Annotated in this window: 9 protein-coding genes; all 9 read left to right on the top strand. The window is 65.4% G+C overall.

Features of this window, described 5'->3' with window-relative positions; all coding sequences use genetic code 11:
- The first annotated feature begins 10 nt into the window (after positions 1–10).
- Genes tssK through BFN10_RS01285 form a run of 9 tightly spaced genes read left to right on the top strand, consistent with a single transcriptional unit; the run spans position 11 to position 14,061 of the window.
- Positions 11–1,345 (top strand): type VI secretion system baseplate subunit TssK, encoded by a 1,335-nt coding sequence (tssK, locus tag BFN10_RS01325; RefSeq protein ID WP_071488093.1) that lies wholly within the window; start codon positions 11–13, stop codon positions 1,343–1,345.
- Positions 1,346–1,351: 6 nt separating this feature from the next.
- Positions 1,352–2,641 carry a DotU family type VI secretion system protein gene (locus tag BFN10_RS01320; RefSeq protein ID WP_071488092.1) on the top strand — a complete coding sequence of 430 codons (1,290 nt, stop codon included), beginning with the start codon at positions 1,352–1,354 and terminating at the stop codon, positions 2,639–2,641.
- Entirely contained in the window at positions 2,638–6,138 is a 3,501-nt protein-coding gene (tssM, locus tag BFN10_RS01315) for a type VI secretion system membrane subunit TssM (RefSeq protein ID WP_071488091.1), read from the top strand. The genes BFN10_RS01320 and tssM overlap by 4 nt, the downstream gene beginning before the upstream one ends.
- Complete coding sequence (tagF, locus tag BFN10_RS01310; RefSeq protein WP_071488090.1) at positions 6,135–6,788, top strand: type VI secretion system-associated protein TagF; 654 nt, start codon at positions 6,135–6,137, stop codon at positions 6,786–6,788. Before tssM ends, tagF begins: the two co-directional genes overlap by 4 nt.
- Complete coding sequence (locus BFN10_RS01305) at positions 6,789–7,508, top strand: PP2C family protein-serine/threonine phosphatase (RefSeq protein ID WP_071488089.1); 720 nt, start codon at positions 6,789–6,791, stop codon at positions 7,506–7,508. It abuts the gene before it with no gap.
- Positions 7,505–10,471, top strand: a complete 2,967-nt coding sequence (locus BFN10_RS01300; RefSeq protein WP_071488088.1) for a serine/threonine-protein kinase — start codon at positions 7,505–7,507, stop codon at positions 10,469–10,471. The genes BFN10_RS01305 and BFN10_RS01300 overlap by 4 nt, the downstream gene beginning before the upstream one ends.
- Positions 10,471–11,175 carry an ABC transporter ATP-binding protein gene (locus BFN10_RS01295; RefSeq protein WP_071488087.1) on the top strand — a complete coding sequence of 235 codons (705 nt, stop codon included), beginning with the start codon at positions 10,471–10,473 and terminating at the stop codon, positions 11,173–11,175. Before BFN10_RS01300 ends, BFN10_RS01295 begins: the two co-directional genes overlap by 1 nt.
- Positions 11,175–12,359 carry an ABC transporter permease family protein gene (locus BFN10_RS01290; RefSeq protein WP_071488086.1) on the top strand — a complete coding sequence of 395 codons (1,185 nt, stop codon included), beginning with the start codon at positions 11,175–11,177 and terminating at the stop codon, positions 12,357–12,359. The genes BFN10_RS01295 and BFN10_RS01290 overlap by 1 nt, the downstream gene beginning before the upstream one ends.
- Complete coding sequence (locus BFN10_RS01285; RefSeq protein ID WP_071488085.1) at positions 12,352–14,061, top strand: formylglycine-generating enzyme family protein; 1,710 nt, start codon at positions 12,352–12,354, stop codon at positions 14,059–14,061. The genes BFN10_RS01290 and BFN10_RS01285 overlap by 8 nt, the downstream gene beginning before the upstream one ends.
- Positions 14,062–14,066: the final 5 nt, after the last annotated feature.

Genomic DNA, 14,066 nt, shown 5'->3' with positions numbered 1-14,066 from the left:
CGGAGCCCCCATGTCCTGGAACAATCGCGTGGTCTGGTCGGAAGGCATGTTCATCGGAACGCAGCACTTCCAGCAGCATGACCGTTACCTGGAAAACCTGATCGATGCCCGCAGCCGCCCGTTGTCCGCCGGCGCCTGGGGTTTTTCCGAGCTGCTGATCGACCAGGGCCTGCTGGCCCAGGGCAAGCTGGCGATCGTGTCGGCGCGTGGCCTGCTGCCCGACGGCACGCCGTTCAATATCCCCCAGGATGACCTGGCGCCAAGCCCGCTGAATATCGATGACAACCTGCGCGACGGCCTGGTGTACCTGGCCCTGCCGCTCAAGCGCGCCGGCGCCCGCGATACCGTGGATGAAGGCGAAGCCCTGGAGGCTGCGCGTTATGTGAGCCAGGTGCGCGAAGTACGCGATGACAACGCACCTTTCGAAAACCGCGCCCCGGTGGCCGTGGGTTCCCGCGCCCTGCGCCTGCTCACCGCCCAGGATGGCATCAGCGATTACGCCGCCGTGGGCCTGGTGCGCATCAAGGAAAAACGGGCCGACCGCGCATTGGTGCTCGATGACACCTACATCCCGCCAGTATTGGATGTGGCCGCGAGCAAACCGCTCACCGCCTTTCGCAGCGAACTGCTCGGCCTGCTGCACCAGCGCGGCGAAGCCCTGGCGGGGCGGGTGGTGGCATCGGGCGCCGGTGGCGCGTCGGAGATTGCCGACTTCATGCTGCTGCAACTGGTCAACCGCGCCCAACCGCTGGTCCAGCATTTGAGCCAGTTGAGCCCGTTGCACCCAGAGCGCTTCTTCAGCGAGCTGGTCAGCCTGGCCGGCGAGTTCTCGACCTTCTCCACCTCCGGTCGTCGCCCCCAGGAATACCCGCAGTATCAGCACGATGACCTGGCCCTGAGCTTCGCGCCGGTGATGGCGGCATTGCGTGAAGCGTTGTCGATGCTGATCGACAGCAAGGCCACACCGATCCCGATTGTCGAGAAAGCCTATGGCGTGCACGTGGCGATGCTGGCCGACAAGACTCTGCTCGACAACGCCAGTTTCATCCTGGTGGTGCGCGCCGATGTGCCCGGCGAAACCCTGCGCGCACGCTTCGGCCAGCAGAGCAAAGTCGGCTCGGTGGAGCACATCCGCGACCTGGTTAACCTGCAACTGCCGGGTATTGGCCTGTTGCCTCTGCCGGTGGCGCCACGCCAACTGCCGTACCACGCAGGCTCGACGTATTACGAGCTCGATCGCGGCAGCGAGCATTGGCAACAACTGGGCAATTCCGGCGGTTTTGCCTTCCATATCGCCGGGCAGTTCCCGGGCTTGAACCTGGCCTTCTGGGCGATCCGAGGATAATCCGCGATGCATCCCAATGATGATGACCGCACCCAGTTCATGCCGCGTCCGGGTGGCCGGGCGCCGGAGCCTGTGCGTGCCGAACCTTCGCCCCTGGCCATGCCGGCCGCACCGATGCTCACCGGCAAGAGCCACGGCCTCAACCCGCTGGAAAGTGCCGCCGGCCCGCTGTTGGCGCTGCTGACGCGCCTGCGCAACACCATCGCCCACCCGGCGCCGGCCAGCTTGCGCGCACAATTGCTGGCCTACCTGCGCCAGTTCGAAGAGCGTGCCGAAGCCGCTGGCATCGCCCGTAACGAAGTGCTTCTGGCGCGTTACGCGCTGTGCACTGCTCTGGATGAGGCGGTGTTGAGCACGCCCTGGGGCAGCACCAGTGACTGGGGCAAGCAGAGCCTGCTGATCACCGTGCACAACGAGGCCTGGGGCGGCGAAAAAGTCTTCCAACTGTTGGACCACTGCCTGCAAAGCCCACGGGAACGCCTGTACCTGTTGGAGCTGTTGTACCTGTGCATGTGCCTGGGTTTCGAAGGCCGCTACCGCGTAATGAACGACGGTCGCAGCCAGCTGGAGACCCTGCGCGAACGCACCGCCGCGGCCATTCGCAGTGCGCGTGGCGAGCATGAGCGTGAGCTGTCGCCGCACTGGCGCGGCGTGACCGTGGCGCGCGATCGCCTGGCGCAATTCATGCCACCCTGGATCGCCGTGGCCATCGGTGTCGCGTTGCTGCTGGCGTTGCTGTTCGGCCTGCGCCTGAAACTGGCGGCGGATGCCGAGCCGGTGTTCAAGAATATCCATGCCCTGGGCGAGATTCCGGTGCAAGCCATCGACCGTCCGGTGGCGCAGCCCAAAGTCATCGAGCGCCCGCGTCTGGCGGGCTTCCTGGTGGAAGACATCAAGGCCGGCCGCGTGGCGGTGGAGGATGCGGTCGACCGTTCCGTGGTGACCATTCGTGGCGATGAGCTGTTCGCCTCCGCCAGTTCCAGCATCGTCGACGACTACCAGCCGCTGATGCTGCGTATCGCCGACGCCATTCGCAAGGTCAAGGGCCAGGTGCGGGTGACCGGGCACAGTGACAACCGCCCGATTGCCACGCTGCGCTTCCCGTCCAACTGGGCGCTGTCCGAAGCGCGGGCCAAGTCGGTGCTGGAGATCCTGGCGGCCAAGACCGGCCAGGCCGAGCGCTTCAGTGCCGAGGGCCGCAGCGACACCGAGCCGGTGGCGACCAACGCCACTGCCGAAGGCCGTGCCCGCAATCGTCGGGTTGAAATCACCGTATTGGCGGAGGGCGTCGAGTGAAGGCGTTTTTCAGTTTCATGATTCGCTGGGTGATCCCCGTGCTGGGTTTGATTGCCCTGAGCCTGATCATCTGGTTTGTCGGGCCGTTGCTCGACGTGCTGGTACCGGAAGGCCGGCGCTGGGCGCTGATCATCCTGGTATTCGCGGTATGGCTGGCCTACCGCGTGTTCCGCATCATCCAGGCGCGCCGTCAGGCCGCCGAAGTGATGCGTAGCCTGGCCGCCGAAACCCCGGCCGACCCCAACAGCGTCGCCACCGCCGAAGAACTCACCACCCTGCGCCAGCGCATGGACGAGGCCCTGGCCCTGCTGAAAAAGGCCAAGCTCGGTGGTGATGAGCGCCGCAACCTCTACGAGCTGCCGTGGTACGTGATCATCGGCCCGCCGGGTTCGGGCAAGACCACCGCGCTGGTCAATTCCGGCCTGCATTTCCCGTTGGCCGCGCAACTGGGCGCCGGCGCCGTGCGTGGCGTCGGCGGTACGCGCAACTGCGACTGGTGGTTTACCGATCAAGCCGTGCTGCTCGACACCGCGGGCCGCTACACCACCCAGGACAGCAACTCCACGGTGGATAAGGCCGCATGGCTGGGCTTCCTCGACCTGCTGAAAAAACAGCGCTCACGTCGCCCCATCGATGGTGCGTTTATCGCCATCAGCCTGTCGGACCTGCTGCTGGGCACTGACGCCGAGCGCGCCGCCCATGCCGCTGCCATCCGCCTGCGTATCCAGGAGCTGTACACCCAACTGGGCGTGCGCTTCCCGATCTACCTGATGCTGACCAAGCTCGACCTGGTGCCGGGCTTCATGGAGTTCTTCGACAACCTGAGCAAGGAGGAACGCGCCCAGGTGTGGGGCATGACCTTTGCCCTGGACGATGGCAAAAACAGCGACAGCCCATTGGCACACCTGCAAAGCGAGTTCGCCGGGCTGGAACAGCGCCTCAACGAACGCCTGGTCGAACGCCTGCAACAGGAGCGCGACCCGGCGCGGCGCGACCTGATCTATGGCTTCCCGCAGCAGTTCGGCGCCTTGAAGGATTGCTTGCAAAGCTTCCTCGAAGGCGTGTTCAAACCCAATGCCTTTGAAGAGCGCGTGTTGCTGCGCGGCGTGTACTTCACCAGCGGCACCCAGGAAGGCAGCCCGATTGACCGCCTGATCGGCGCCATGGCCCAGAGCATGAACCTGGACCGCCAGCACCTGGCGCGCCAGAGCGGCACCGGGCGCAGCTACTTCATCGAAAAACTCTTCACCGCCGTGGCGTTTGCCGAGCGTGGCCTGGTGGGGGTGAACCCGAAGGTCGAGCGGCGGCGCAAGTGGATTGCGCGGGGTGTGCTGGCCGCCACTGTGGCATTGGTCGTGGTGGTCAGCGGCCTGTGGTGGGTGAGTTACCGCGCCAACCAGGCCTACATCGCCCAAGTCGACCAGAAAGTCGCGCCGCTGGGCCAGACCGTACAGAACCTGAGCCCGGCGCAGCGCGAAGTGCTCGCCGTGCTGCCGTTGCTCAACGCCGTGAAAAACCTGGCGGGCGATTCGCCGAGCTGGTCCGAAGGCCTGGGGCTGTATCAGGGCGATATGCTTGAAGCCGAGTCCGCCAGCGTCTACCGCAAGCTGCTGATCGCGGTGTTCGCGCCACGCCTGGTGACGCGCATCGAAGAACAACTGCACGGCGGCGGCAATTCCGACTTCCTCTACGAAGGCCTCAAGGCTTACCTGATGCTGGCTGACGCCGAGCATTACGACCCGGACTTCATCAAGGCCTGGATCGCCCTGGACTGGGACCGCAACCTGCCCCGCGACCTGCCGGCGGATCAGCGCCAGGCATTGGCCGGGCACTTGCAGTCGCTGTTCGAACGCCACCCGCCGAACGCACGCCTGGATCAACGGCTGATCGACGACCTGCGCCGCCAGTTGCAACAACTGCCAGTGGCCCAGCGCGTATATGACCGGGTCAAGCGCCAGAAACTGCCCGAGGGCATCCCGGACTTTCGCCTCAACGAAGCCGCCGGCCGTGACGCCGCGCTGGTGTTCAGCCGCAAGAGCGGCAAGCCGCTGGGCGAGCCGTTGAGTGGCTTCTTCACCGCCAAGGGCTATCGCCAGGCGTTCCTGCTGAGCAGCCTGAACCAGACCGGCACCCTCGCTGAAGAACAGTGGGTGTTGGGCAACGAACAGGCTGACCAGCAGAACGTCGTGAGCCTGGCCGCCGATGTGCGGCGCCTGTATTTCCAGGATTACCAGCGCCAGTGGGATGCGTTGCTGGCGGACATCGACTTTGTGCCGATCACCAGCGTGGCCCAGGCGGCCGATGTACTGCGGGTAATTTCCGGCCCGACCTCGCCGCTGAAAAAACTGCTGGTGGCGGTGGCCAAGGAAACCGACCTGCAAGCCGAAGAGCGACAACTGGCCGCCAAAGGCGTGCCGGTAGAAGGGGGCGTCGACAAGCTCAAGGAGCGCCTGGGCAGCCTGCTCGGCCAGGAGCAACCGACGGCCAATGCGCCTGCGGCGGCGGAGGATCCGGTGACCGCGCACTTCGCCCAGCTCAACAGCATCGTCAGCAAGAACGAAGGCGAACCGGCGGCTATCGACGGCCTGCTCACCGACATGAACGCGCTGTATGTGCAGGTCAGCGCCATGGTTGGCGCCAGCGGCGATGCGTTGCTCGGCGAGGCGAAGAACCAGGCGGCGGCTGCGGCGACTCGGGTCAGTCTGAATGCCGAGCGCCAGCCGCCGCTGGTGCAAGGCATGGTCAAGTCGGTGGTCAACTCCACCACCAACAGCATGATGGGTGGTGTGCGTAACCAGTTGAACGCAGCCTGGGTCAGCGAAGTGGTCAACGTGTATCGCCAGTCCCTGGCCGGGCGTTACCCGATGTCGCCGGGCAGCGCACGGGATGCCACCCTGGATGACTTCGGCCAGTTCTTCGGCGTGGGCGGAGTGATGGACAACTACTTCCGCAAATACTTGCAGCCTTACGTGGACACCTCGGCGCAGACCTGGCGCTGGCAGCCGGGCGCGGCACAGAAGCTCGGCATTGCTCCGGGCGTGCTGCAAACCTTCCAGCGAGCCGCGACGATCCGCGATGCGTTCTTCCGCTCCGGTGGCACCCAGCCAATCGTGCGGTTTGAACTCAAGCCGGTGTCGATGGACCCGACCATCACCCAGTTCCTGCTGGACCTGGACGGCCAGCAGTTGAGCTACGACCACGGCCCCAGCCGCCCGGTGGCGATGCAATGGCCGAACCCCGGCAGCATTGGCGTGGTGCGGATTTCCATCATGCCGCCCTCGGCCAGTGGCCGTTCCGGCGTGACCCTGGACGGGCCGTGGGCCTGGTTCCGCTTGCTGGAGCAGTCGGATCTTACCGCCGGCAACTCACCGGACCGCTTCAACCTGCGCCTGCGCGTCGACGGTGCGAGCATTGCCTACGAGTTGCGCGCCAACAGCGCCTTCAACCCGTTCAAGAGCCGCGTGCTCAGTGGCTTCAGCCTGCCGGAGCGGCTATGACGACGCTGGGTTTCTACGGCAAGTTGGCCAGCCGTGGCGACTTTGTCAGCCGCGCCTTGCCCCAGAGCTTTATCGGCCCGTGGGACAGCTGGCTGGCGGCGGGTTTGCTGGCCAGTCAGAACAGCCTCGGCGGTGAATGGCTCAATACTTACCTGGTCAGCCCGCTGTGGCGCTTTGTGCTGGCGCCGGGCGTGTGCGGGCCGGATGCGGCGGCGGGCGTGGTGATGCCGAGCATTGACCGGGTGGGGCGCTACTTCCCGCTGGCGGTGGTGGCGTTGCTCGATCACGACACCAATCCGGCCTCCCTGGTGGGCGGGCCGGACACTTGGTTCGAGCAGGCCGAGGCGCTGTTGCTCAGCACCCTGGATACCGGTGCGACCTTTGAAGGTTTCAACGAAGGCCTCGATGGCCTGGGCTTGCCGGCGAGTGAGCCGCGTGCCGTGGACAGCCGTTTCGCCGGCCTGCAACGGGTGGCCGCGACCGTGCCGCAGCAGCGCATGACGGCCCTGGCCGAACAGGCCTGCGACGGCGCGAGCCTGTGGTGGGGGCGTGGTTCGCAACGTATTTCCCCTGGTTTGCTGCGGTGTCAGGGCCTGCCTGCCGCCAGCGATTTTGCGCAGTTTTTGCTCGGACAAGAAGGTGTGGTGTAGATGGGGTCGACGTACAAATCCGCGAGCAAAAGCCATGTGGGCATGGTCCGCCAGGTCAACGAAGACGCCTGCCTGGACCTGCCGGAAAACCGCCTGTGGGTGGTGGCCGACGGTATGGGTGGGCATGCGGCGGGCGACTATGTCAGCAGCCTGATCGTCGACAGCCTGCGCAGCGTGCCGGTGGGGCGCTCCCTGGATGAATACACAGCAGCGCTGCGCAATGACCTGCTGCGCATCAACGCAGCCGTGCGCGAAGAAACCGCCAACCGTGGCGTGACCATGATGGGCAGCACCGTGGTGGTGCTGGCCGCCCGTGGCCTGCGCGGTGTGTGCCTGTGGGCCGGCGACAGTCGCTTGTACCGCCTGCGCGACGGCGTGCTCGAAGGCATCTCCCGCGACCACAGCTACGTTCAGGACCTGCAGGACAGCGGCCTGCTCAGCGAAGCCGACGCGCGTACGCACCCGCGCGCCAACATCGTCACCCGTGCGATTGGTGTGGAAGCCCACTTGGACCTGGCGGTGGTCGACCTGCTGATCGCCCCCGGTGACAGCTACCTGCTGTGCAGCGACGGCCTGAACAAGACCGTCGAAGACCATGAAATCCGCGATGTGCTCAGCCACGACGCGCCGGATGAAATCGTGCGCAGCCTGGTGCACCTGGGGCTCAACCGGGGCGCGCCGGACAACATCACCGCCCTTGTCGTGAAGGTATCGCCATGAACATCGTCATCCCCGGTTATGACATCGAAGGCGAGATCGGCGAAGGCGCCATGGCCAGCGTGTACCTGGCGACGCAGCGCTCGCTGGAGCGCAAGGTGGCGTTGAAGGTGATGGCGGCGGCGCTGGCGGCCGATCCAACCTTCTGCGAGCGCTTCCTGCGCGAGGGCAAGACCCTGGCGCGCTTGTCGCACCCGCACACGGTGACCATCCATGACATCGGCAATGTCGGTGAGCTGTACTACATGGCCATGGAATACCTGCCCAACGGCACCCTCAAGGAGCGCATCGCCGCCGGCATGACACCGGAGCAGGGCGTGACGCTGATCCGCCAGATCGCCTCGGCGCTGGGCTATGCCCACGCCCAGGGCCTGGTGCACCGCGATGTGAAACCGGCGAACATCCTGTTTCGTGCCGATGGCACGGCGGTGCTGTCCGACTTCGGTATCGCCAAGTCGCTGGATGACCGCACGCAATTCACCCAGGCCGGGTTTGCCGTGGGCACCCCCAGCTACATGAGCCCGGAACAGGCGCGGGGCCAGGAGATCGATGGCCGCGCCGACCTGTATGCGCTGGGCGTGGTGCTGTACGAGATTCTGGTCGGCAAGCTGCCTTACACCGGCACCGATGCACTCTCCACGGCGCTGGCGCACCTGACCGAACCGCTGCCGGAACTGCCGGTGCACCATGGCCGTTATCAGGACGTGCTGCGCAAGCTGTTGGCCAAGGACCCGGCTGAGCGTTTCCCGGATGCGGCGGCGCTGTTGCGCGCCTTGGACAACCTGCCGGCGGACTCTCCGGAAGCCACCCTGGTGCGGCCGTTGCCGATTCCGATGAGTTTCGACCTGGCGGGCATTACCCCGGAGTCCATCGAGATTCCCAGTGATAAACCCCAGCCGGTGCGCCAACCGGTGGTGCCGCCGACCCAGCACAGCGAGCAGCGCCGTGGGCCGGTGTTGGCGCTGGCGGCGGTTGCAGTGGCGGTTGCACTGGCGATTGGCGGTGCGAGCTACTGGTGGTTGAGCGGTAGCGACGAGCCGGTGGTCAAACCGCCCGCTGCCGAGGTGCCGAAAGTCACGCCACCGCCGCCAGCGGTCGCCGAAGCGGATGGCGGCCAACGCCCGTTGCTCATGGCCGGCAAGAAGACCCTGTTCCAGCGCGTGCTCAGCAAGCCGGGCGCAAAGCTTTCGACCGATGCGGGCAGCGCGCCAGGCAAGGCCCTGCCGGCGTTTTCCGTGCTCTATGTGTACCAGCGCAAGGACGTCGACGGCAGCCCGTGGGTGCGTGTCGGCGCCGCCACCGATGGGCGCAGCGACGGTTGGTTGCCTGCGTCTCAAGTCAGCGACTGGAAGCAGAGCCTGGTGCTGAAATTCACCGAGCGCTCGGGCCGGGCGCCGGTGATGTTCCTGCGCCAATCCGGCGAAGTGGAAAAACTGCTGGCTGACCCTTCCGCCGCCAAAGGCGTGCTGGCCAAGGCGCAGAAAAACAGCGAAGACAACAGCCAGATCCTCGCGTTGGAGCCTGCCGCCAGCGCCGTCCCGCAGAACCAGTTCTACCTGTTGCCGATCTTCGACTCCAAAGAGAGCTTCGACGAAAACGGCCAACCGGTGCAGTTACTCAATGTCGCCTCCATCGACCCCGGCAGCAGCGCGGCCGCCAAACCCGCGACGCCGGTGATGAATGCCAACGCCGATGCCTTCCGCACGGCCGTGGTGCTGGTGGTGGACACCACCGTGTCGATGCAGCCGTATATCGACCAGATCCGCGATGTGGTGCACGAGTTGCAAACCCGCATCGCCGAGCGCGGCGAGTTGGACAGTGTCAGCTTCGGCATGGTCGGTTTTCGCAGCAGCATCAAGAAAACCCCGGGCCTGGAATACGTGGCCAAGACTCTGATCAGCCTCGATCAGGGCCGCGATCCGCAACGCTTCCTCGACATGGCGCGCCAGGTCAAGGCGTCCACCGTGTCCAGCCACTCCTTCAACGAAGATGCGTTCGCCGGGGTGATGCAGGCGGTAGACGGCATGGATTGGTCCGGTTATGGCGGGCGCATCATCCTGCTGGTTACCGACGCCGGTGCGCTGCGCAAGAATGACCCGTTCGCCGCCACCCAGATGAACGAAGCCGAAGTGCGCCAGGCCGCGCTGGGCAAGCAGATCAAGATCTACGCCTTGCACCTGCGCACCGACGCCGGCAAGAAAACCCACGCCGGTGCCGAGAGCCAGTACCGCATTCTCACTGCCGACGCCAACCCGCAGATTGGCGACCTGTACACCGCGGTGCCCGGTGGCGATGTGCGCAAGCTCGGCGAGCGGGTGGATGAGATCGGCACGGTGTTCGCCAACCTTGTGCATCAGGTGCGCAGCAACACGCCGCAGCCGGTCCCGTTGCTGAGCAGCGCACCGAGCCTGGCGGATAAGTCCGCAGCGGTCGGCTATGCCATGCACATGGATTTCCTCGGCCGCAAAACCGCGAGCCAGGCGCCGCAACTGGTCAGCGCCTGGACCGCCGACCGCGACCTGACCAACCCGGCACTGCCGGCGTTCCAGGTGTGCGTGATGCTGACCAAGTTGCAGCTCAACGATCTGCAGCAGTCACTGAAACTGATCGTCGACGCGGCGCGCAAGACCCAGACCTCGCCCAAGGACTTCTTCCAGGAAATCGCCAGTGCCTCGGCCTACATGAGCCGGGACCCGCAGGCCCTGCGCAAGGGCGGCAATCTGGCCGACGGCGGCATTCTCGGCGAATACCTCGAAGGCCTGCCGTACCGCAGCAAATCGCTGAACATGACCCAGGACCTGTGGTTGTCGTTGAGCGTGGCCGAGCAGGAAGACTTTATTGACGAGCTGGACTCGAAAATCCGCCTCTACGAAACCTTCCACAATGACCTGGCCAACTGGGTCCGTTTCGGCGATGCCGAGCCGGGCGATGCGTTGTACCGCGTTCCGTTGTCGACGTTGCCGTGATGCTCACCCTGAACGCGGTGCACAAGAGCCGGGGCGTCGGTAGCCAGCGCTATAGCCTGGTGATCCCGGCGCTGGCGCTGCGTGCGGGCGAGCAAGTGGCGATTGTCGGGCCCAGCGGTTGCGGCAAAAGCACCTTGCTCGACCTGCTGGCGCTGGTCTTGGCGCCGGATCAGGTCGGGCAGTTCGAGTTTTATCAGCAGGACATTGCCGGGCTGTGGCGCACTGATCGGCAATCCGCATTGGCCGCGCTGCGCAGCCAGCACTTGGGCTATGTGCTGCAAACCGGCGGCCTGCTGGGCTTTCTCGATGTGCGCGGCAATATCGCCTTGTCCCGGCAACTGCTGGGCTTGAAGGACGATGGCAGCGTGGTGCGCCTGGCCGAGCAATTGGAGATCAGCGACCAGTTGGCCAAGAAACCGGCGGCGCTGTCGGTGGGGCAGCGCCAGCGCGTCAGCTGTGCCCGCGCCCTGGCCCATGCGCCGCAACTGGTGCTGGCGGACGAGCCGACGGCGTCCCTCGACCCCCTGAATGCCGAGCGCGTGATGCACGCATTGCTGGCCCAGGCCCGTGAACACCGTTCGGCCTGTGTGATCGCCACCCACGACGAGCCCCTGGCCCGCGCCAGTGGCTTGCAGGTGCGGCGCATCAGTTGCCGTCGCGACACCGATGGCGGCGTCACCGCCACCCTCGGGGAGGTGTGCTGATGCGCATCGGTCTGGTGGCGTCGCTGGCCTGGCAGGATTACCGCAACGATGCCTGGCTGTCGGCCTGTTCGGTGCTGGCGCTGGTGGCGGTGATCGCGCCGCTGCTGGTGTTATTCGGCCTGAAATTTGGACTGGTTAGCAGTTTGACCGAACGTTTGCAGACCGACCCCGCCACCCGTGAAATTATTCCGCTGGGCGGTGGTCGATTCAGCAGTGCGTTTATCGAGCAACTGGGCGAGCGCAGTGAGGTGGCGTTCGCCATACCGCGTACGCGGCAGATTGCGGCGACGGCGCAAGTGGGCACGTTGGCCCTGGAGATGCTGCCGACCGCGTCCGGTGACCCACTGCTGGCCGGCCTGCCGGTGCCCAAGGGCCTGGACCAGATTGTGCTGAGCCACACCGCCGCCGAAAAGCTGGCGGCGCGGCCTGGCGATTGGCTGGAAACCAGCTTTGCACGACAAGTGGCCGGGCGCGTCGAAGCCCAGCGCACGCGCGTGCAGGTGCTGGCGGTGTTGCCGCTGGAAGCCTTTGCTCGTGACGGTTTGTTTGCCGACCTGGGTTTGCTGGAAGCGGCGGAAGATTACCGCGATGGCCGCGCAGTGCCAGCCCTGGGTTGGGACGGGGAGGCTGTAGGCGTCAGTGAGCAGCGCGTGTACCCGGCGTTCCGCCTGTATGCCCGCAACCTTACCGATGTGGAGCCGCTGCGGGTGTACTTCGCGGGGCAGAACCTGTTGGTGTCGACCCAGGCGCAGACCATCGCGCAGGTGCAGTCGTTGAGCCGCAACCTGTCGATCGTGTTCTGGGTGATCTGCGGGCTGGCGTTGGCGGGGGCGTTTGCGGCCATTTTTGCCGGCGCCCTGGCCTGCGTCGCGCGTAAGCGGCGGGAGTTATCAGTGTTGCGCCTGTTGGGGTTTTCCACCGGTGGGTTGTTGTTATTCGTGGTGGTGCAGGCGCTGTACAGCGCGGGTTTCGCCGCCGTACTCAGTGCCGGGCTGTATGGCCTGGCCGAGTCGGGCTTGAATGAATTATTTGTGCAGGTGCCGGGCGAACACGCCAGCCACCTGCTGGCGCGCCATTACGGCCTGGCCCTGGTTGCAGTCCTCGGCGTCAGCGCCGTGGCGGCGGCGTGTGGTGGTTGGCGAGTGGCGCGGATCCAGGCTTCTGAAGGAATCAGAGATGTATAAGTTGCTGGGCGCCTGTGTGGCGCTGACCCTGGCCTCGATGGCCTGGGCCGATGAGGCGAGTGACAAGCTCGACAACCCCAAGCCGTTGGAAGGCGACGTCAGCCTGCCGTTGCCCTGTGAAGGCAACATGGTGTTCCGCTACGCCTACGTGTTGGCCCAGGGCACCCTGGATGACCGCGAGATCAGCCTCGGCTACCCCTTTGCCGAAGGCGAGGCGGGTTATCAGCAATCGTTTATTTCCGGCTACCGTCGCGACTTCATCAATGGCCAGTTCACCCTCAAGGACCTGCCCAAGGACTGGAACAAAGTCATCGCGCCGTTGATGCCGAAGACCGACGCCAAGACCCCGCTCAAGCCCATGCTGTACTTCATCGGCAAGTACGAAGTGACCGCACGCCAGTACGCCCAGGTGATGTCCCAGGCGCAGTCCCTGGCCAGTGGCGAACCGGCGCCGGCGTGCGATGCGCCGACCGGCATGGCCGGGCGCCTGCCCAAGGTGAAACTGTCGCGCTTTGAAGCCGAGCGCTTCTCGGCGGTGTACAGCGCCTGGCTGATGAAATACCACCGCGACTTGCTGCCGGTGAGTGGCCGTGGTTCCTCGGCGGATGACGGCGGATTGGGTTTTGTGCGCTTGCCCACCGAAGTGGAGTGGGAGTTCGCTGCGCGCGGCGGTCATGCGGTGAGCCGCCAGGACCTGGAAGGGCGCCTGTTCCCGCGCCGTGTCGACGGCAGCGACAGCGACGGCCCGCTCAGTGATTACGCGGTGTTCAACCAGGTCGCCGGTGGTACCGGCCAGGCTGCGCGCCTGATGCCCATCGGTACCAAATTGCCCAATCCGATTGGTATGTTCGATGTGATCGGCAACGCCGCGGAAATGGTCCAGGAATCGTTCCAACTGGTCCACGCCGGGCGCCGCCAGGGCACCTACGGTGGCTTTGTGGTCAAGGGCGGCAACTACCTGGAAGGCGAGGGCACGCTGTTCACCGGCATGCGTCGCGAATACCCCTTGTTTGCCGCCGATGGCACCGAGCAGAGCAACGAGACCACCGGTTTCCGCGTGGCGATCGGCGCGCTGTCGGCGCCACGTTCGCGCTACAAGGAGCTGTTCGCCCAATGGCAGAAAGAGGGCCGCCTGGCCTCGCTGACCGACGCCATCGACGACGCCCAGGACCCGACCAAGCGTCTGGACAGCATCATCGCCGCCAGCGTCGATCCCAAACTGCAAGCCGAGCTGGGGCTGGTCAACGAAGAGCTCAAGCGCAACGTCTCGCTGATCGCCCAGCAACGCGAAGAAGCGGCGGGCAACCTGATTCAGTCGGCCGCGTTGGTGGCCGAGACCATCGCCAACTACAACATCCGCCTGGCCAACCTGCAGAAGAGTCGCCAGCAGGCCCTGGACAACAAGGACGCGGCCAGCGCGCAACTGTTCGAGATGGCCATTACCAATGGCCGCAGCGCCCTCGACGGCGCAGTGGCGATCTATATCGATAACCTGGCCACCGGCACGCGCTACACCGATGCGGTGATCCAGGCGCAGTTTCAACGGATCAAGGAAGAGTTGGATCGCAAGCCGGTGCTCGGCAAGAGCCTGGTGACGCGCGCAACACTGTTCGTTCGCCATGTCGGCAACTACCGCAAGCAACAGCGGGCCGACCCGGCAACGATCTTGAAGGAATTGCTCGCAGCGAGCGGTCAGCGATGAGCGCT

The organism is Pseudomonas extremorientalis (assembly GCF_001870465.1).
Lineage (GTDB): Bacteria > Pseudomonadota > Gammaproteobacteria > Pseudomonadales > Pseudomonadaceae > Aquipseudomonas > Aquipseudomonas extremorientalis.
This window is presented reverse-complemented; position numbering and strand designations above follow the sequence as displayed.

What these genes read in the sequence shown, in the direction of transcription:
- BFN10_RS01300 (WP_071488088.1), top strand. Translation starts at nt 7,505, where the DNA reads ATGAACATCGTCATCCCCGGTTATGACATCGAAGGCGAGATCGGCGAA.
- BFN10_RS01305 (WP_071488089.1), top strand. Translation starts at nt 6,789, where the DNA reads ATGGGGTCGACGTACAAATCCGCGAGCAAAAGCCATGTGGGCATGGTC.
- tssK (WP_071488093.1), top strand. Translation starts at nt 11, where the DNA reads ATGTCCTGGAACAATCGCGTGGTCTGGTCGGAAGGCATGTTCATCGGA.
- BFN10_RS01285 (WP_071488085.1), top strand. Translation starts at nt 12,352, where the DNA reads ATGTATAAGTTGCTGGGCGCCTGTGTGGCGCTGACCCTGGCCTCGATG.
- BFN10_RS01320 (WP_071488092.1), top strand. Translation starts at nt 1,352, where the DNA reads ATGCATCCCAATGATGATGACCGCACCCAGTTCATGCCGCGTCCGGGT.
- tagF (WP_071488090.1), top strand. Translation starts at nt 6,135, where the DNA reads ATGACGACGCTGGGTTTCTACGGCAAGTTGGCCAGCCGTGGCGACTTT.
- BFN10_RS01290 (WP_071488086.1), top strand. Translation starts at nt 11,175, where the DNA reads ATGCGCATCGGTCTGGTGGCGTCGCTGGCCTGGCAGGATTACCGCAAC.
- BFN10_RS01295 (WP_071488087.1), top strand. Translation starts at nt 10,471, where the DNA reads ATGCTCACCCTGAACGCGGTGCACAAGAGCCGGGGCGTCGGTAGCCAG.